Origin of the sequence: Cellulophaga sp. BC115SP (assembly GCF_009905545.1) — a bacterium.
Classification (GTDB): domain Bacteria; phylum Bacteroidota; class Bacteroidia; order Cytophagales; family Spirosomataceae; genus Flectobacillus; species Flectobacillus rivi.
In genome coordinates this window covers 1-19201 of record NZ_JAAALB010000072.1, presented here as the reverse complement: position 1 = coordinate 19201, position 19201 = coordinate 1, and the positions used below count along the sequence as shown (strand labels likewise).

Annotated in this window: 13 protein-coding genes; 7 read left to right on the top strand and 6 right to left on the bottom strand. The window is 37.7% G+C overall.

Features of this window, described 5'->3' with window-relative positions:
- Window positions 1-182: 182 nt before the first annotated feature.
- From GVN22_RS25575 to GVN22_RS25555, 5 genes are all read right to left on the bottom strand, one after another.
- Window positions 183-1223, bottom strand: coding sequence for a PmoA family protein (locus GVN22_RS25575; protein ID WP_166553849.1), 1041 nt, complete (start codon window positions 1221-1223; stop codon window positions 183-185).
- A 290-nt stretch (window positions 1224-1513) separates the two neighbouring features.
- Window positions 1514-3193, bottom strand: coding sequence for a RagB/SusD family nutrient uptake outer membrane protein (locus GVN22_RS25570; protein WP_166553848.1), 1680 nt, complete (start codon window positions 3191-3193; stop codon window positions 1514-1516).
- A 58-nt stretch (window positions 3194-3251) separates the two neighbouring features.
- A complete protein-coding gene (locus GVN22_RS25565; protein WP_205691040.1) occupies window positions 3252-6338 on the bottom strand; it encodes a TonB-dependent receptor in 3087 nt (1028 codons plus the stop codon).
- A 31-nt stretch (window positions 6339-6369) separates the two neighbouring features.
- Window positions 6370-6636, bottom strand: a complete 267-nt coding sequence (locus GVN22_RS25560; protein ID WP_166553847.1) for a hypothetical protein — start codon at window positions 6634-6636, stop codon at window positions 6370-6372.
- A gap of 360 nt (window positions 6637-6996) precedes the next feature.
- Window positions 6997-7578 (bottom strand): RNA polymerase sigma factor, encoded by a 582-nt coding sequence (locus GVN22_RS25555; RefSeq protein ID WP_205691039.1) that lies wholly within the window; start codon window positions 7576-7578, stop codon window positions 6997-6999.
- A gap of 324 nt (window positions 7579-7902) precedes the next feature.
- Here GVN22_RS25555 and GVN22_RS25550 point away from each other — a divergent pair, with 324 nt between their 5' ends.
- The 3 genes from GVN22_RS25550 (at window position 7903) to GVN22_RS25540 (ending at window position 14128) form a co-directional block, all read left to right on the top strand.
- Window positions 7903-10977, top strand: coding sequence for an amidohydrolase family protein (locus GVN22_RS25550; protein WP_166553846.1), 3075 nt, complete (start codon window positions 7903-7905; stop codon window positions 10975-10977).
- 186 nt (window positions 10978-11163) lie between these two features.
- A complete protein-coding gene (locus GVN22_RS25545; RefSeq protein ID WP_166553845.1) occupies window positions 11164-12468 on the top strand; it encodes an amidohydrolase family protein in 1305 nt (434 codons plus the stop codon).
- Between the two features lie 157 nt (window positions 12469-12625).
- A complete protein-coding gene (locus GVN22_RS25540) occupies window positions 12626-14128 on the top strand; it encodes a murein L,D-transpeptidase (protein WP_166553844.1) in 1503 nt (500 codons plus the stop codon).
- Between the two features lie 150 nt (window positions 14129-14278).
- On the opposite strand, the gene GVN22_RS25535 is transcribed toward GVN22_RS25540, so the two are convergent.
- Window positions 14279-14860, bottom strand: coding sequence for a murein L,D-transpeptidase catalytic domain family protein (locus GVN22_RS25535; RefSeq protein WP_166553843.1), 582 nt, complete (start codon window positions 14858-14860; stop codon window positions 14279-14281).
- A gap of 302 nt (window positions 14861-15162) precedes the next feature.
- On the opposite strand from GVN22_RS25535, the gene GVN22_RS25530 reads away from it, so the two are divergent.
- From GVN22_RS25530 to GVN22_RS25515, 4 genes are all read left to right on the top strand, one after another.
- Window positions 15163-15915 carry a TIGR00730 family Rossman fold protein gene (locus GVN22_RS25530; protein ID WP_166553842.1) on the top strand — a complete coding sequence of 251 codons (753 nt, stop codon included), beginning with the start codon at window positions 15163-15165 and terminating at the stop codon, window positions 15913-15915.
- Window positions 15916-15986: 71 nt separating this feature from the next.
- Complete coding sequence (locus GVN22_RS25525; protein ID WP_166553841.1) at window positions 15987-16808, top strand: universal stress protein; 822 nt, start codon at window positions 15987-15989, stop codon at window positions 16806-16808.
- 162 nt (window positions 16809-16970) lie between these two features.
- Window positions 16971-18425: an APC family permease gene (locus GVN22_RS25520; protein ID WP_166553840.1), complete on the top strand. Its 1455-nt coding sequence runs from the start codon at window positions 16971-16973 to the stop codon at window positions 18423-18425.
- Window positions 18426-18603: 178 nt separating this feature from the next.
- Window positions 18604-19089, top strand: a complete 486-nt coding sequence (locus GVN22_RS25515) for a YchJ family protein (protein ID WP_166553839.1) — start codon at window positions 18604-18606, stop codon at window positions 19087-19089.
- The last annotated feature ends 112 nt before the right edge of the window (window positions 19090-19201 follow it).

Here is a 19201-nt window from a genome sequence, read left to right as displayed (position 1 = left end):
TTTGTCGTGATTCACAAAGTAAACAAGGAGGTTTCATTTTTAAAAGTTCTCCCGAAAAATTCGGGATGACTCATGTTTTTACTTGTTAATAATATTAGTTAAGACATCAGAATGGACACTATCAAAGTACACCATCGATATATTATCTAATATTTTCTCTTGCGTCGCAAAATTCACCAATACTACTGATTAGCAAAATCTTTTGCCAAGTCATCATATTCCTTATCTGTTACTTTTCCTGAAGTAATTACTGTACGATAACGGAAAGTCACTGATTGGTTTGGTGCCAATTTATAATTTAAGGTTTCTTTTCCTTTCGAAAATACATTTACCCCTAGCGGATTGGCAGCAAACAAACCGTATCCACGTGCATGCCAGTAAGTTGGATAGCTAATGTTTTTAGGGTGATCAATAATCACGATATTAATATCTTCGTCTTTGATTTTACCAGAAAGGTTCATCCAATTGCCACGAGTAGCCCAAACTTCTTCACCATTTACCCCATTACTTCCGTGATATTTACCCGAAATACCTGTGTTATCAAGTTTATCAACTTTGGTTTCAATACCATTGGCATCTACAAAAACATCGGGTTTGTCGGAAGGGTGTTCTAATTCACGAGCCACACGGATGGCAAACATTCCGTCTTTGACATCTGCAAAAGTTACATTCTCTACAGCTGTTAGTGTTGTAATGCGGTCGATGATACGTTGGTTACCTTTTGCTGTAAAAATATAGGTTGTTTCTTCTTTTAGTAAAGTTTTACCTTTTCCGTCTGTATCAATCCAATCGGCTGTTACTTGTAATTCGCCTTTTCCATGTCCACCTACAACTTTTTCAATACCTGTGTGACGAATAGTTCCATATTTTGAACGGTCTTTGATTGCTGTTGAGTTATTCCAAAAATCAAAACCATTCACCGATTCGTAATTGAGCCACATACCTACGTGGTGTGGGTGGTCGACACGTTCACCTGCTTTTTTGATGAATGGATACCCACGTGTTATCATGGTACCTTGTGCCGTACGGATAGGGAATAAAACTGGTTTTTTTAAGATAGAATCACTCGGATAGAAGTAAGAAGTAAATGGTTGTCCATCGACAAGAACATCTACTTTTCTTTCATTTTTTTTCACTATCAACTGTACCTTATCTGTTTTTTGTTGGGCAAAAACACCTGCACTCATCAGCATTAGCCCCATCATCATCATACTTTTTTTCATAATCATTTTTCTAGTCGAATAGGATTGTTTCCACAATCGCTTACTTATTTTTTGAGATAAAAGCCTTTAAAATCCAAAAGTTACTCAAAATTTTCAAAAAACGGAGACCATCCTGCGTTGATTCGGCTGTTTGAGTTGGATATATTAACAAAAAGAGGGGCGTCTCTCTCGAAACGCCCCTTTGGTTTGGTATTAGGGTCAAGTATATAATTATGCTTTTAGTGGTAAAAGAAGATGAACCAATCCTAAGAGACATTCATCTTCTTCATTATTTAAAACCTAAGTAGCTATTAGTATCCAGCATTTTGAGGGAATGTAGTATTACCTCCTTCTGTACGGTCAATTTGCGTTTGAGGAATTGGACGTACATTGTGGATATCCTTGATGTTGGCTGCTGCCTGTGGATTGTATTTTTTCACACGGTCAACCAAGATTCCCCAACGTTTTAAGTCCATCCAGCGAGTTTGCTCCCCTACCAACTCTCTAGCTCTTTCTTCTACCATGAAATCAAAAGTAGCTTGAGCAGCGGTAATTTCCATAGCTGATTGTTTGCCAGCCCAAGCTGCACGACGGCGAACCATATTCAAGGCATCTGCTGCTGCTTGTTTATTACCCAAGCCAATTTGTGCCTCTGCCAACATCAAATAAGTATCAGCTAAACGATACACAAAGAAATCTCGGCTACCAGCTTCGTAAGTCATATCAGGACGTTTGGTATCGAAGAATTTTCTTAACGTTGGGAACAACGCTTCCGAATATTTACTAGGTACCAATACCTGATATTTTTTCTTAGCACGTTCTTCTTTTGACATTTCATATCCTGGAATAAAAATAGCTGTATCTCCTGCTGCAAAAGTTACCGAAGTTTTTGAATCATCGAAGGCTGTTACATAAGTACCCGGCTTATTGCTATACCAAGTGTCTTTGAAAGTTTTCTTATAACGAGAATCGTTTACTCTTTCTCCAAATACTACATCTGTACAGTAAGTCGTAGGACGTAAGCGTTTGAAAGGACGCCCATTCACAATATCACGTTGCATACCCGCTTGAACATCATACTGCATGCCATAGAGCAAGTGAAGGTTATTTCCCCCGTTTACTGCTCCTGTATTATTAGTAAGGTTTGTTAATGGATCTGAAGTATATTGTACTGCAAAAACGATTTCTGAGTTTCTTTGATTATTTTCATCAAACACACTTGCAAAGTCATCCAACAATTTGTAACCATAATTAGAAATTACGCTTGAACAAAGTGTTGCAGCTTTTGAGAAATCATCTGAAGCTTTTACCGACGAGTAAGCTTTTGCTAGATACACTTTAGCCAAACACATTTCGGCAGCTGGCTTGATAGCACGACCATATTGTGTTGATGAGTTTGGTAAATCAGGAATAGCCTCTGTCAAATCCTTGATAATGGCAGCATACATTTCGGCATCCGTAGCTCTTTTGGTCTGCTTCGTAGGAGCCAATGTTTCTGTCAATCTCAAATCCACACCTCCATACTGCTGGAATAATATGAAGTAATAGTGCGCTCTTAAAAACTTCGCTTCAGCAATTCTGATTTTTTTAGTAGCATCTGCTAAAGTTACTTTTGGCGCACGCTCAATGATAGCGTTACAAGTATTGATACCACGATACAATTCATCCCAAATTTGAGCAAGATAATCTACCGTTGGGTTCAACTGTGTATCATAAAAATGAAAACCTTTGTATGAACCATCTGCACCTGTAGCATAAATGTCAGTACCATATTCGGTCATGGTAAGACCTGGCTGAGTGGCATAATAGTTACGAAGAGAAGAATATGCTGCATTTACAGCATCTTCATACCCTTTGGTTGTATTCATATAGTCGTTACCGATACCCGATACAACTGTTTCGTTCAAGACATCAGAGCAAGACTGACCGGTCAACATCAATGCTGCTACCCCTAGTACTCTTGCATGTTTTAATATATTGTTAATCTTCATCGTATTAATCATTTTTCGTTAGACTGTTTATCGTTAAGAAATTTCAACTAAGTCATTACTAGAACTTAGCGTTGATACCTACTGTAAATACTTTCGTTGCTGGTGTGACACCATTGTTTACAGATGTACCTGAAGTTTCAGGGTCTACGCCGTTATATTTGGAGATAAAGCTAGACCAGATGAACGGTTGTTGGATACTTGAGAAAACTCTCAATGATTCCATGCCTAGTTTTTTAGCAACTGTTGAGTTGAAAGAATAACCAAAGTTGATATTACGAAGCTTGATAAATGAACCATCAAAATAAATCAACGTTTGTCTGTACTGAGGGAACTCTTGGTTACTGAATGGACGAGGGAAATCAGCATTTGGGTTGTTTGGAGTCCAGTAATCAACTTTGATTTGTTGGTAACGACCAGCCAAAGCATTGTTGTCTTGATGGAAACCACTCACAATCATTTGTCCAAAACGCCCGAATAAGAAGAACGATAAGTCAAAGTTTTTATAAGTAAATCTGTTAGTTAAACCTGCCGAGAAATCAGGAACGTCTGAGCCTAGTAATACACGGTCATTAGCATTGATTACACCATCACCATTTGTATCTTGAACTTTGATTTGACCAACACCCGCACCCAAGGCATTAGCGTTATCACCAGGATAGAATTTCTTTGCTTGTTCAGCTTCGCTTACTTGCCAAATACCCACTTTTTTGTAATCGAAGAATGAATTCAAAGGCTGACCAATAAACCATCTGTTACCAACATCATCTTTTGCTCCATTATACAAAGAGACAATAGCTTCACTGTTTTTAGTAAACTGGAAATCAGTAGTCCATCTAAAACCGCCTTTAGTGTCGACATTTATAGTTGATACCCCTAACTCAATACCTCTGTTGCGTGTTTCACCAACGTTTTTGGTTACTGCACTAAATCCGATTGAACCTGGCAACTGATCAGACAATAACAAATCTGTTGTGTTGGTTTGGTACAATTCCAATGAACCTTGCACCCTTCCTTTCAAGAAACTAAAGTCGATACCTACGTTTTTAGTAGCAGATGACTCCCATCTCAAATCTGGATTACCAATTGTATTTGGTCTATAACCAAAAGCAGAAGTATTATCCCAAGCATAAGCAGTACGGCTCAACAAACCTTGGGTTTGATAAGGAGACACCCCTTGGTTACCCACAGAACCCCAACCTGCTCTTACTTTTAATAAGTCTAACCATTGTACGCTTTTCAAGAATGGTTCGTTGCTAATGTTATAACCTACAGCTACTCCTGGGAAGTTACCGTATTTACTATTTACACCAAAACGGCTAGATCCATCACGACGCATTGTCAATGTTACCAAGAATTTATCGTTGTAATCATAGTTGATACGTGCCATTAATGAGTTGATTGTCCACTCTGTCAAGCTACTACCAACGCCTAGTACAGAACTCGCATTTCCTAAATTGTAAAACTGTTGAGTTTCAGCAGGAACACCTTGAACATTTGACGCATAGTTTTCGTAACGATCTCTTTGAATTGAGTGTAGTAACGTTACGTTAAAGTTATGCTTTTGGATAGTTTTTGAGTAGTTAATAATATTTTCCAAAGTCCAGTTGAATCCGAAATTAGTTTGTGTACTAGCCTGAGCATCACCACCTTTTCTTGCATTTGTTTGAGCACCGATAAATCTACCCCAACGAGATAATGTAAAGTCAGGACCAAAGTTTACACGGTATTTCAAACCTTCCATCAGTTTTACCTCAGTATAAATACTGTTGAAAATACGGTACTTTTTCGTGTTGTCAACTTGCGCACCCGGCACGATTTCTGCCAATGGGTTTGTCAACAAAGCATCGTTTGTAGGAGTAAAGTTAATAGAACCGTCAGCCTTGTATGGTGCTCCAAGAGGGTTTTGGTTGATTGTAAAACTGTACGGATTTAAGTTTTCACCATTACGATCACTAAACATCATATATGATGAAATACCTACTTTCAACCATTTGTTAATTTCATGGTCAATATTGGCTCTCAAAGAATATCGAGAGTAATCCAAACCTTCCGAAACACCTTTGTCTAGAAAATAACCTGCAGAAATATAAAACTGGGTTCTATCGTTACCACCTTGGATACCGATTGAGTGGTTTTGTTGAAACCCATTTTTCAAAATCAAATCTTGATAATCTGTGCTTCTTCCTTGAGCTAGGCCTTCCACAACGTTGGGGTCACCTCCCAAAACCGCAACTTTTCCATCAGCAACAGGATCAGATTGTCCTGTAGGAACAATTGCCCCTGCCGCATTTCTATAAATACCTGTAGATCTGTAAGCTTCACGAACATATTCTGCAAATTCAGTTCCGTTGAATAATCTCAATTTGTTTAGTACTTGTGATTGACCAACATACATATCATACGTAACCGTAGTTTTTCCTTTTACTGCACCTCTTTTTGTAGTAATCAAAACAACACCATTAGCACCTCTAGCACCATAAATTGCTGTAGCTGTCGCATCTTTCAAAACTTCCATTGACTGAACATCATTTGGATTAAAATCCTCATAACCAGCCGACAATGGAATACCATCTACTACATATAATGGATCGTTTCCAGCATTGAATGAACGACGACCACGAATCAAAATCTTAGCTGTTTGACCTGGTTTTGAACCTGACTGTGAAACGTCAACCCCAGCAGTTCTACCTTGAAGTGCCTGACCTAAGTTGGTAATAGGCATTTCCGAAATTTGCTTAGCAGATACCTGCGAAATAGCACCTGTCAACTGACTTTTCTTTTGAGTACCATAACCAACTACAACTACCTCTGAAAGGGCTTGGTTTTCAACATTCAACACAACATTGATTGTATTTTTTGAACCTACTGCTACTTCAGAAGTCGTATAACCAATCGCTGAAAATAACAAAACATCCTTAGCCGACGACGAGTTAATTTTGTAAGAACCGTTTGCATCTGTGGTTGTACCTTTGTTGGTACCTTTAATCATAACACTTACTCCTGGAACACCCTGTCCGTCTTCCGAAGAAGTCACTTTCCCTGTAATTGCTTGTTGGGCTAGTCCTGTGAAGCTTAACAACATAAAGGTAAGCACCGCACACATTCCAAATAGCCCTCTTTTCAATAGTAAAGGTTTAATTAGCATAGTTTATTGGTTTTAAAATGAAACTGATTGATTAGGATAATAAAGATTTATTGATTTTTCGCCAGAGTTCTTCTTCTTCCAATGGGTTGAGGCCTTGACCTTGGCAGGTATTCAGAAGAATATCTTTAGCTATTTCGATTTCTACACATTTATCAGGATATATTTCTATCAGCTTGTTCCAAAATGCACTGTATTCCCGATTACTTGGTGAGGCTACCCATTCTAAAAAAAAGGTATCTGAGATAAAATCTTCAGCATGAAAAAACTCATATTTTAGAATGTTGTCGAGGCGCGCCATAAATTGAACTTTTGAAAGTATTTTTTGCAATTTTACTACACAAGGCACAATTTCTTTTTTTCTACTCGATTTTACAGATGAAAAAGGACAGTTTTTTCAATTTAATTTCAATACAATGATTATCAATTACTTAATAATGAATATTCATCATAACATAGGGATACAATGAGGCAATCGTAGGTTTAAGAATGGAAATATTTTCTTTAAGGTAGATGGAAAAAAGATATATAATTATTCTATTTATTTTTTGAATTTTAACCACATAAGTCACATTGTGTAATTTTCTACTGAAAAAAATAAAAAAAACCTGCACAATTTTTTGTGACAGGTTTTGGTAATCTTATGTATTTAATCTAATCCCTATGCAAAAGCAATTTGTTCGGCACCAATGTGTTGTTTCAAAGTCTTTAAAGCACCAAAAATAAGATTGTACACCGACTGAGGATTGATGTTCATTTTATTTGAAATCTGGTCGGTATCCATATCATGAAAGAATTTCAGAGATAGCGCCTCTCTTTGTCTTTTTGTCAAAAAACGAAAAGACTCATTTAGCACGTGATTAAACTTCTGCTCTTCTTCAAAAGCCACCAAACGGTTTTCGTGCGAGCCTACAAAGTCTGGGTTTTCTACATAATACCCTTCATGATGCAAGGTCTGACGTTGTTGGGTTTCCAAATGACGAACCAACTTTCTTTTTATAGAAGCCATCAGGTAGTAACGAATAGAAGTCGTTTCACCTAAATTTTGGTGATTTTTCCAAAGCTCTACAAACAAATCGTGCAAACAGTCCTTGATTAACTCACGGTCTTGGGTAATACTAGTGCTATAGTTATACAAGAGGTTTACATAGCTACGATATATTAATGTAAATGCGTCGTGATCCCCTCCACGAAACGCGTTCCATAAAGCTACTTCATCCGTAATTCTTTTTGCAGTCATCATAAAAATGAGTTGTTTTCTGAGATTCTTTCCTAAAGATATACAAACAAAATAGCACTTTTCAAGGGTTTTATTGAATATTTTTCCGTAAACGTTTACGGAAACGTTTACGAGAAAAATATTATAAAAACTCTTTATTATCCTACTGTAAAAATTCACCTTTTGTATTTAAGCGATGGAATCCCTGACTTGGTCTAAATTTGGTCAAAACTTGTTGGAAGTTCGAGATTATCATACAATTTTTACATGATGTAATATTTCATTGGGCAAATCCTTTAGTTTGCCATATCACTTTACACAAACTACCTTTAATCTAAATTTCTTTTTATGAAGAAGATTCTTTACACGTTCATCAACATTATCATGTTTGGAACGGTGCTTAGAGCTCAAACCACCACGTTTCCTCGAAACGGGGTGCAAGATGAGCGTCCAAACACGTATGCATTTGTCAATGCTACTATCGTTTCAGATGCTAATACAGTTTTAGAAGGCGCAACCTTAGTAATCAAAGGTTCTGTGATTGAAGCAGTAGGCAAAAACATTACTCTCCCTGCTGGTACGCAAGTAATCGACCTAAAAGGCAAACGCATCTATCCTTCTTTAGTAGAAGCGTATAGTAGCTATGGTATGCCTGAATTAAAAAGAGAAGGTCGTAGCTTTAGAGGTGATCCTCAGTTCGAATCGAAAAAACAAGGTGCTTACAACTGGAACCAAGCTGTTTTGCCAGAAGTAAATGCAGCAGCTATCTATGCAAGTAATCCTACCGCAGCTGACGAGTTACGTAAGGCGGGTTTTGGGGCTGCGATCACACACGTACAAGATGGTATCGTTCGCGGTACTTCGGCATTGGTTGCCTTAATCGACGGTCGTGACCAAGAAGCATTATTGAAAACGAACGTTTCTGCCAACTATTCTCTTTCAAAAGGTTCGTCTACTCAAGACTATCCAAACTCATTAATGGGTTCGGTGGCACTGTTGCGTCAAACGTATTTGGATGCTGATTGGTACAAAAAAAGTAAGAATCATACAGAATATAATATCTCGTTGGAATCTTTCAACAACAGCCAATCAGTACCACAAGTATTTGAGGTTTCTGATAAATTAGGCATTTTGAGAGCCAACAAAATCGGAAAAGAGTTTGGTGTTAATTACATTATCAAAGGTGGTGGCGACGAATACCAACGTCTTGACGAAGTAAAAGCGGCTGGTGTTTCGTTGATTATTCCTTTGAATTTTCCAACGACTCCTGATGTAGAAGACCCATTTGATGCGGGTGTTGTTTCTTTATCAGATATGAAACACTGGGAAATGGCTCCTGCCAACCCAGCTATCTTGGCGAAAGCAGGTATTCCTTTTGCTATTACAACCTCTAACGTAAGAAGCAAATCGGATTTCTGGGCAAATTTGCGTAAAGCTGTAGAATATGGTTTGGATGAGAAAGTAGCTTTGGCAGCTTTGACTTCGGTTCCTGCTCAATTCAACAAAGTAGATAACTTGGTAGGTAGCTTAAAACCTGGTATGTTGGCTAACTTCTTAATTACATCTGATAATCTTTTCAAGGAAAGCAATGTAATTTATGAAAACTGGGTAAAAGGTAAGCGCTACGTTGTAAACAACATGAACATTACTGATATGCGTGCTTCTTACGATTTGAGCGTAGCAGGTAAATCAGGTTTGAAATTGAATGTAACAGGTAAAGTAGATAAGCCAGAGTTCCAAATCCAAGTATCAGATTCAGTTAAGGTTTCTCCAAAAGTGACTAGAACAGGCGATTTGTTGACTTTATCATTCAAATTAGATGCTAAAAAAGACAAAGGTGATACTCGTATTAGTGCTTATTATGATGGCAAAAACATCAAAGGCGATGGATTTGATGCAGCAGGTACTCCTGTAAAATTTGACGCTATTTTCAAAGAAGCTTTCAAAGAAGCTGTTGCAAAAGCAGATACTACGAAGAAACCTGTTCCAACAATAGGCAAAATCGTATATCCTTTCAATGGTTATGGTGCAGAAACCAAACCCAAAGCAGAGACTTTATTGATTAAAAATGCTACCGTTTGGACAAACGAAAAGGATGGTATTTTGAAAAATACTGACGTATTATTAAAAGATGGTAAAATTGCTCAAGTGGGTAAAAACTTGTCTGCAACAGGAGCAAAAGTTGTTGATGGTACAGGTAAACACTTGACCAATGGTATTTTTGACGAACACTCTCATATTGCTTTACTTTCTGTAAACGAAGGTTCTCAATCGGTTACGGCTGAAGTTCGTATGGAAGATGTGGTAAACTCTGAGGACGTAAACATTTACCGTCAATTAGCGGGTGGAGTTACTTCTTCTCAATTATTACACGGTTCTGCTAACTGTATTGGTGGTCAGTCTGCCATTGTAAAGTTGAAATGGGGTGAAGCGCCAGAAGTAATGAAAATTCAAAATGCGGATGGATATATCAAGTTTGCTTTAGGTGAAAACGTAAAACAAGCTAACTGGGGTGACCGTGCTCGTATCCGTTTTCCTCAAACTCGTATGGGTGTTGAGCAAATCATGATGGATGCTTTCTTGCGTGCGAAAGAATACGATAAAGCTTGGGCTGAGTACAACAAAGCGGCTAACAAAGCTACTTTGACGCCTCCACGCCGTGATTTGGAATTAGATGCATTGTCTGAGATTTTGAATAAGAAACGTTTTATTACTTGTCACTCTTATGTACAGTCAGAAATCAATATGTTGTTGAAAGTAGCTGATTCATTAGGTTTCAAAGTAAATACATTTACTCACATTTTGGAAGGTTATAAAGTAGCTGACAAAATGAAAGCACACGGAGCAAGTGGTTCTACTTTTGCTGACTGGTGGGCATACAAAATGGAAGTAAAAGAAGCCATTCCTTTCAACGCTGCTTTGATGACAAAAGTTGGTATCAATACTTCGATCAACTCTGATGATGCTGAAATGGCTCGTCGTTTGAATCAAGAGGCTGCCAAAACAGTCATGTATGGTGGTCTTACAGAAGAGGAAGCTTGGAAATTGGTTACATTGAACCCTGCTAAAATGATGCACCTTGACAACCGTTTGGGTAGTATCAAAGCTGGTAAAGATGCTGACGTTGTACTTTGGAACGAAAACCCACTTTCGGTTTACGCAAAACCAGAAAAAACGATCATTGAAGGTGCTGTTTACTTCGACATCGAAAAAGACAAAGAATTGCGTGCTAATATCGCTGCTGAACGTAATCGCTTGATTCAAAAAATGTTGAATTCAAAAGCAAGTGGTGCTCCTACTGCTAGACCAGAAATGCGCAAACCAAGATTGTTCGTTTGTAACTCTTTGGGCGGTTTAACTGAAGAAGAAGGTGAAACTCGTGCATTTGGTACATTGCAGTTACAAGACAACTGTGACAAATAGAGTGTTGAATGGTGAGTTGTGAATGGTGAGTTTAAAATATAACTACTGCCAATTTATACCTCTGCTAGCTTAAAAAGCAAAACATTTTACACAATTATCATTGCATTATTTGTCTCAAATTCAGTACATGTTTTAAGATAAAATGTCCCAAAAGGCATTTTTCATGACTTAAAATTTTATTACAAAATGAAAAAATCAGCATTATTATATACGCTAGCTTTGTTTTTGGGTATGAAGACGACCTTCGCTCAAAACCAAGCGGCTGCTACCCCTCAGTCTAAGCCTATTGCTTTGACGGGTGCCACTATACACACCGCAGCAGGTCCTGTGATTGAAAATGGTGTAATCGTTTTTGATAAAGGAGTTATCACTAAAGTTGGTCCTGCAGGAACTGCTTATGATAAAACTGGTACAGAAACAATCGACGTAACAGGAAAACACGTTTTCCCTGGCTTGATTGCTCCTGCCAACCAACTAGGTTTGGTAGAAATCGAAGCAGTTCGCGCTACAGTCGACCAACAAGAAGTTGGTGCAATCAACCCTCACGTTCGTGCTTTGATTGCTTATAACACTGACTCGGAATTGATTCCTACAGTTCGTGGTAATGGCGTTTTGATTACACAAGTGACACCAGTAGGTGAAATTATTTCTGGTATGTCTTCAATCATGAATTTGGATGGTTGGAACTGGGAAGATGCCGTTTTGAAGAAAGATGATGGTGTTCACCTTAACTGGGTTGGTTATTTCAAACGTGAGTTCAACTTCGAAACGTTTTCTTCAACAACGAAGAAAAACGATAAGAAAGAAGAGCAAATTCGTGAGCTAGCTCAGTTGTTCGACGATGCAACCGCTTATGCTCAAATCAAAAACCCTAATCCTATCAATGTAAAATTGGAGGCAATGAAAGGTCTTTTTGATGGTACTAAAAAATTGTATATCTCGGCTGATTATGGTAAAGAAATCATCGAAGCTGTTCAGTTTGCTAAATCAAAAGGGGTAAAAAGTGTAGTAATCATCGGTGGTGAAGAGTCTCTTTTAGCAGCTGACTTTTTGCGTGACAACAACGTTCCTGTGATTGTATCAGGTACACACCGTTTGCCAAATAGCATTGACGACGACACAGATTTGCCTTACAAATTGCCTCAATTATTGGCTCAAAAAGGTGTAACGGTTGGTTTAGCATATATTGGTATGCACTGGCGCACACGTAACTTGCCTTTCTTGGCTGGTACTGTTGCTGGACACGGTATGTCAAAAGACGATGCTTTGAAATTGGTAACTATCAACAATGCTAAAATCTTGGGCATCGACAAATATGTGGGTTCTTTGGAAGTTGGCAAACAAGCTACTTTGGTTGTATCACAAGGCGATTTGTTAGATATGCGTTCAGCAAAAGTTGAGCACGCATTCATTCAAGGTAAAAAAATCGACTTGGATGACAAACAAAAACGTTTGTACAAAAAGTATTCAGAAAAATACGGAACAAAATAAGCGCTGTATCATCTGCAAATAGTATAAAAGCCATTCCTTCGGGGATGGCTTTTTTGATGAATGATAATTATCATTTTTTCAGCTTGAACTGCTCAGTTTACTCCTCTCCTTTCCAAGCGACCTTTGTAAAAGTCTTCCACAACAAGCTATTTATTTTATGAAAAAGGTCTATTTCTCAATTATCTTACTTCTTGTTTCGGCAACTACTTTTGCCCAAGAAAACATTGAAAGCCTGTTAAAACAATTGTGCGAAGACCCTGTTTTTGCCAAACAACTCAGTATTACTGAACCCTCGGAGTTACAGGCTTTTTATAAAGACAATAACTTCCAACCTATTTGGCATGAAAACAAGGCATTTCAAGAAAGTTTTATAGAAGAACTTCGCAAAGCCGTACAATATGGGCTAAACCCGCAAGAATATCACTTCGACTATCTTATTCAGCCAAACGTCAACCAGCTTGAATATGAGCTGTTATGCACTCATGCGATGCTGTCATATTTCAGTGATTTTACCGCTGGAATCAAGCCTAAAACATTAGCGTTTAATGGTATTGAATACCAAAATCAGCCTGTAAACACTCCTCAAGTCCTTCATCAAACTATCAAATATGGATCTTTCTCTAAACTTCTCGAAAAATATGAGGTAAAAAGTCAACATTACAAGAAGGTATTAGAAACATACCAACGATTACTAAATGCGCCAGACAGTCTATTTATTCCCACAAAATTGACTAAAACATTAGTAGAAAATAAAAGTCTTCAACAAAAGTTAGTCTTCTGGAAATGTATAGAGTCGCTTACGATTTATGATAGCGAAATTATTTTGATAGAAGCATTAAAGAATTTTCAGGAAAAATTTAATCTTGAAGCAGATGGAAAATTAGGCAACAATACGCTTAAAGTACTAAATACTAACAAGTTTCAACTTCTAAATCAACTGAAGTACGACCTCAATTATATCCGTTTCTTGAGTGCATGGAATTATCCAACATATCTATGGGTCAATATTCCTTCTGCTGAGTTTTCGATGATTGAAGCACAAACAAAAGCCTTATCGATGCGAGTGATTGTTGGCAACCCCCAAACGCCAACGCCTAGTTTGATGAGTACGATTAAGCAATGTATTTTCTTCCCCTATTGGTTTGTACCATCGAGTATTGCTATCAAAGAAATGTTGCCCCAGATTCAAAAAGATGTCAATTATTTGAGCAATAACAGCATACAAGTGCTTGACCAAAAATGGAATGTGTTAGATGAAACAACACTTCCTTGGACAAGTTTTAATGCCAAAAACTTTCCTTATAAATTACGACAAGTGGCAGGATGTGATAATTCTTTGGGGATTATAAAGTTTGATTTTGACAACCCATTTACGGTATACTTACATGATACCAACGCAAAAAAGCTTTTTCAGAAAAATAACCGTTGGTTGAGTCACGGTTGCATTCGTTTAGAAAAACCAACAGAACTAGCTGAAAAACTATTAGGAAATCCTTCATTGATTCAAAAGCTAGTTGCCCAGCAGCATGAACCAGATTTGAAGCCTATTTATTTTCAAGTTCAACCTAATGTACCGCTATTGATTAGTTATTTATGTTCTGGAATTAATGAAAAAGGCGATTTGGTCTTTTACTCAGATGTTTATCAGAAATTGAGATAGAGGAAGCTTTATATCGATACAAACATTTCCGTCACGGGTGAACGGATTCACCCGCTAAGTGGAATCGGTGGTCAAGAATTTGTCCTATTTTAGCTTTAACAATAAGCCCGTATCAAGTTTGAGTAAGTATCTTTTCTATTAACATCTTTCTCACTTAACTGCCACAATCACTGCGTTTGGCTGGTTGACTAATTTTACCAAAGGCTCGATCATCGTTGGCATGACAGCAAAACAACCAAACGAATTTCCTTGACGTTTGTACAAACTTGCATTCTTTTCTGAAATATAGTCTGCGGCATGCACGATAATTCCTCTATCAACGGCATTGTCGTTTACGCCTTTGTCCAATCCTTTGAGTCGGATACTTAAGCCATGCTTTCCATAAAATTGACCAATTGGCTCGAATACGCCCAAGCTTGAACATAAACTTCCCGAATCATTCGAGAAATATTCTGCCATTGCATTTCTGCCTGAGCCTTTTCCATGCGCCACCCACGTATTCATCAAACACACTTGTTTTTGCAAATCAATCACATATAACCTTTTCTCGAACGAAGGCTGTGAAAAATCGATAAAACAGGCTATTTTCTTTCCTCGGATTCGTGCATCTGATTGTTGGATTTGTTGCAATTTTTCAGCAACAAATTTTGGCAAGTGAAAAGTAGTTTCATCCTTTCTGGTATCAGATTTACCCAAATGGAAAAGCAAGGATACAAACAAAAAAATATTCATAAATACAGTCATAAATTTCAACTATAACATCTGTTTATCAATAGATTACAATTAAGACATTTACTATTTCTTCCTATCAATTCTATCATTATATTCCTTTTCTACATAACGACAATGCGCCACTTTTCATTTATGAAAATTAAATTTTTTCTATATATAATGATATAAATCAACTCAACTATTGACGGCAATCAAGAACAAGACTGGGAGATTAAGATATTTTTGACAAAAGGCAATTAGAAAAACTAAACTCTGATGCCTGAACCCTAAATACTATATTTCACTTATAAAAAAACAATCCCATGTCAAAATCCGAACATCGTTTTCTGACCCATAAAAACTCACGATGGCATGAGTTGAAGTATGTGTTAAAAGTACTCGCTGAGTTTATCCGAGGCTTTCGAGTACTGCATTTTGTAGGTCCATGTGCAACCGTATTTGGCTCTGCACGTTTGCAAGAAGGTACGCCATATTACGAACAAGCCCGAAAAATTGGTGCCATGCTAGCCAATATGGGCTTTACCGTCATGACTGGTGGTGGTGGTGGAATTATGGAGGCAGCCAATCGCGGTGCCAAAGAAGCGGGGGGATTATCTGTTGGATGTAATATTATTTTGCCTCACGAACAAGCCCCCAATCCATATCTGGATAAAGTTGTCGAGTTCGATTTTTTCTTTGTTCGAAAAGTCCTTTTAAGCAAATATTCATATTGCTTTATAGTCATGCCAGGAGGTTTTGGAACACTCGACGAAATGTTTGAAGCTATCACTTTGATACAAACTCATAAAATGAGTCCATTTCCAATTGTCCTATTTGGCAAGGAGTTTTATCAAAAACTCTACGAACAAATTGTAGCAATGGAAAAAGCAGGAACCATTTCGTCAGAGGATCTTTCTCTTTTTTTAATTACAGATTCATTGGAAGAAGCTCAAACACATATTCACAAAAATGCCGTAGAAGCTTTTGGCTTAAATGACTACAAACACCTAACTCCTTGGAGTTTATTGCTTGAAAAAAGAGTTAATCGCATAAAAAATCATGACTTTAAACAGTAGTGCGCCTAACGAGCCTCATTCATAGAGAGCCGAAATCTTGTCAAATTTGTATCAACAAAACAACAAACTCTATGAAAACAGTTGTAGTACCTACCGACTTTAGTGATACAGCTCAAAAAGCGCTTGTATTTGCTAGTACCGTGGCTCAAAACCTTAACCTTGACTTGGTGCTATTGCATGTGTTTAATCTTACTGGGTCTTTGCCTTATGAATCCCCTTCTCAAATCGAGCAGGAAATCCATGAAGCTCAGAAAGCCTCAGATAAACAGTTAGTCACGGTCAAAAGTCAGTACTTAAAGGACTTTAAAAATGAGGTGAAGCTTTTGAGTATCTATGGCGTTATTTCAGATGTAATAGAGCAGGTGTCCCAACAGGTAAACGCCGAATTTATCGTTATGGGCACTAGAGGCGCTAAGGATATTTGGAGCAATATCATAGGAAGTAATACCTATCAAGTTGTAAAAAATTCGACTTGTCCTGTATTTGTCATCCCAGATAATGCCCATATTCAAGACATGAAGCATATTATTTATGCCTCAGATTATACGAATAATGAAGTTACAATTGTCAGACAAATTGTTGATATAGCAGAACGTTTTAAAGCAAAAACTAATATTCTTCATATCCATGATGTCGAAGAATCTAATTTGGCTGATGACGAAACCTTAGGAGATTGGTTATTGACTTTTTTTGAAAATGAGAATATCGAAAGCCACCTTACCTTGGGTAGTAATCCCATCGAAGGAATTGAGAATTATCTTCAGAAAAATCAAGGAGACTTGTTGGTATTGGCCATGAAAGACCGAGGCTTCTTTGACAACCTTTTTCATACTAGCGTGACTAAACATTTTATTCAGGACTTCAATATGCCACTGCTAGTATTACCTAAATAATTCACTTTGTTGCATTTCCTTACTTTGTTCATATAAAAACTATAGCTCATTTTGGCATATTTGTCGGAATGAGCTTTTATTTTGTCGAATAAGACACCTATCTATACGTTTTGGCGGTATAAGCCCTCTTGTTTGGTTGAAGGTTTTTTCTTTTCTTTGAGTATGGAAAAAAATCAACAACTAAAGAAAGAAATAGGATTGCTAGATGCCAGTATGATTGTGATTGGCTCTATGATTGGTTCGGGGATTTTCATCGTTTCGGCAGATGTAACTCGTAACCTTGGATCGCCAGGATACCTCCTCCTCACTTGGATTATTACTGGTATTATTACACTCATCTCTGCCTTATCGTATGGCGAACTCGCAGGCATGATGCCCAACGCTGGCGGACAATACGTATATCTTCGTGAGGCATATAATCCCTTAGTAGGTTTTTTGTTCGGATGGACGACCTTTTTGGTTATCGAAACTGGTACGATTGCCGCAGTGGCGGTGGCTTTTGCCAAATACACTGGCGTACTCCTCCCCGACCTTATCAACGACCAACCTTTCTTGGGTTTCTTTAGTACTCAACAATTCTTAGCCATTGCGCTTATTGCTTTTCTTACCTTTATCAACCTCAAAGGCGTAAAAAATGCCAAAATTGTTCAACTCATTTTCACTGTAACTAAAATCGGCGCTTTGCTTGGCTTGGCTGTCGTAGGTATTATCGTAGGGCTAAATCCAGACAAAGGCGTATGGGCAATTAATGCGATCGACTTCTGGAGTCCTGTTAAAATTATTTGGGAAAAAGGAAAAATCATTGACTATGAATACCTATCGGGTATTGGACTTTGGTCAGCGGTTGGTTTGGCGTTGATTGGACCATTATTTTCATCATCAGCATGGAACAACGTTACTTATATCGCTGGCGAAATGAAAAATCCTAAAAGAGATATTCCTCTCTCTTTGTTATATGGAACTTTGACCGTGAGTGCGCTATACATTTTAGCCAATGTGGCCTATTTGATGTTGTTGCCAGTACAGGGTCATCCCAATGCACCTGATACACTTTCAAGAGGTATCATGTTTGCTACCAACGATCGTGTAGGAACGGCCGCTGCCGAGATGATTTTCGGGAATCCCGCCGCTATTATTATGGCAGTGTTTATCATGATTTCGACCTTTGGTTGTAACAATGGTATCATTCTTTCGGGTGCTCGTGTATATTATGCCATGGCAAAAAATGGCTTGTTTTTCAAAAAAGCAGGCGAAATCAATAAAAATGGCGTCCCTGGATTTTCATTAATTATCCAAGGAGTTTGGGCATCTTTATTATGTTTATCTGGCACTTATGGTGATTTATTAGATTATACAGTATTCTCGATTCTGGTATTTTATATCTTGACTATCGGTGGCGTATTTATTCTAAGAAAAAAACAACCAGATACCCCACGCCCTTACAAAGCTTTTGGTTATCCATTGATTCCTGCAATCTATTTAATTTTTGCAGCAGGACTTTGTATTAACTTACTGATTTACAAACCTATTCCTTCGTGGGCGGGTGTTGGTATTGTAGCGTTAGGCATTCCTGTTTTCTATATTTGGAAAAAAATGGAAAAGAAAACCGAAGAGTAGATTAACAATTCTTTTCGAAGAAAATTAAAGCGCCATAGGTATTACAATATACAGTTGATTCTGTGCTTTGTGATATCTATGGCGCTTTTTGTATTTCTAAAAACATCTCGATACCTAGTCATAAAACCTCAAGGGGTACTATCTTTGTATTTATTCAAAACATATTTCCATTGCCCCAATGTCACTAGCCGAATTATGCCCTTGTGGTTCTCAAAAAGCATATACTGAATGTTGCGAGCCTTTTATTGAAGGAAAAGAATTTGCTCCGACCGCAGAACAATTGATGCGTTCCAGATATACTGCTTATAGCAAAATAAAAGTTGACTATCTTGTCGAAACCACCCATCCAAGCCGAAGAAGTGATTTTGACCCGTCGTCAATTCGTGAGTGGGCTACCGAAAATAACTGGATTAAACTCGAAGTACTTTCAACAAAAAATGGAAAAAGTACTGATACACAAGGAGAAGTGGAGTTCAGAGCTTCTTTTAAAGATGCTGATGGAATTGCTCGCACGCATTACGAATATTCAAGTTTTGTAAAAGAGCAAAATCGTTGGTATTATGTATCAGGTAAATTTCAACCACCTGTCAATCAAAAAATTGACCGAAACGCTCCTTGCCCTTGCGGAAGTGGAAAGAAATACAAAAAATGCTGTGGAAAATAGGTATAAGTGCTGAATTATGAGTTGTGAATTGTGAATTGTCCTTGCCTAAAATAGGTTGCCCTCAAAAATCAACTAATGATGGCAACTTCAAAATCTAAAACTGGAAAAAGTA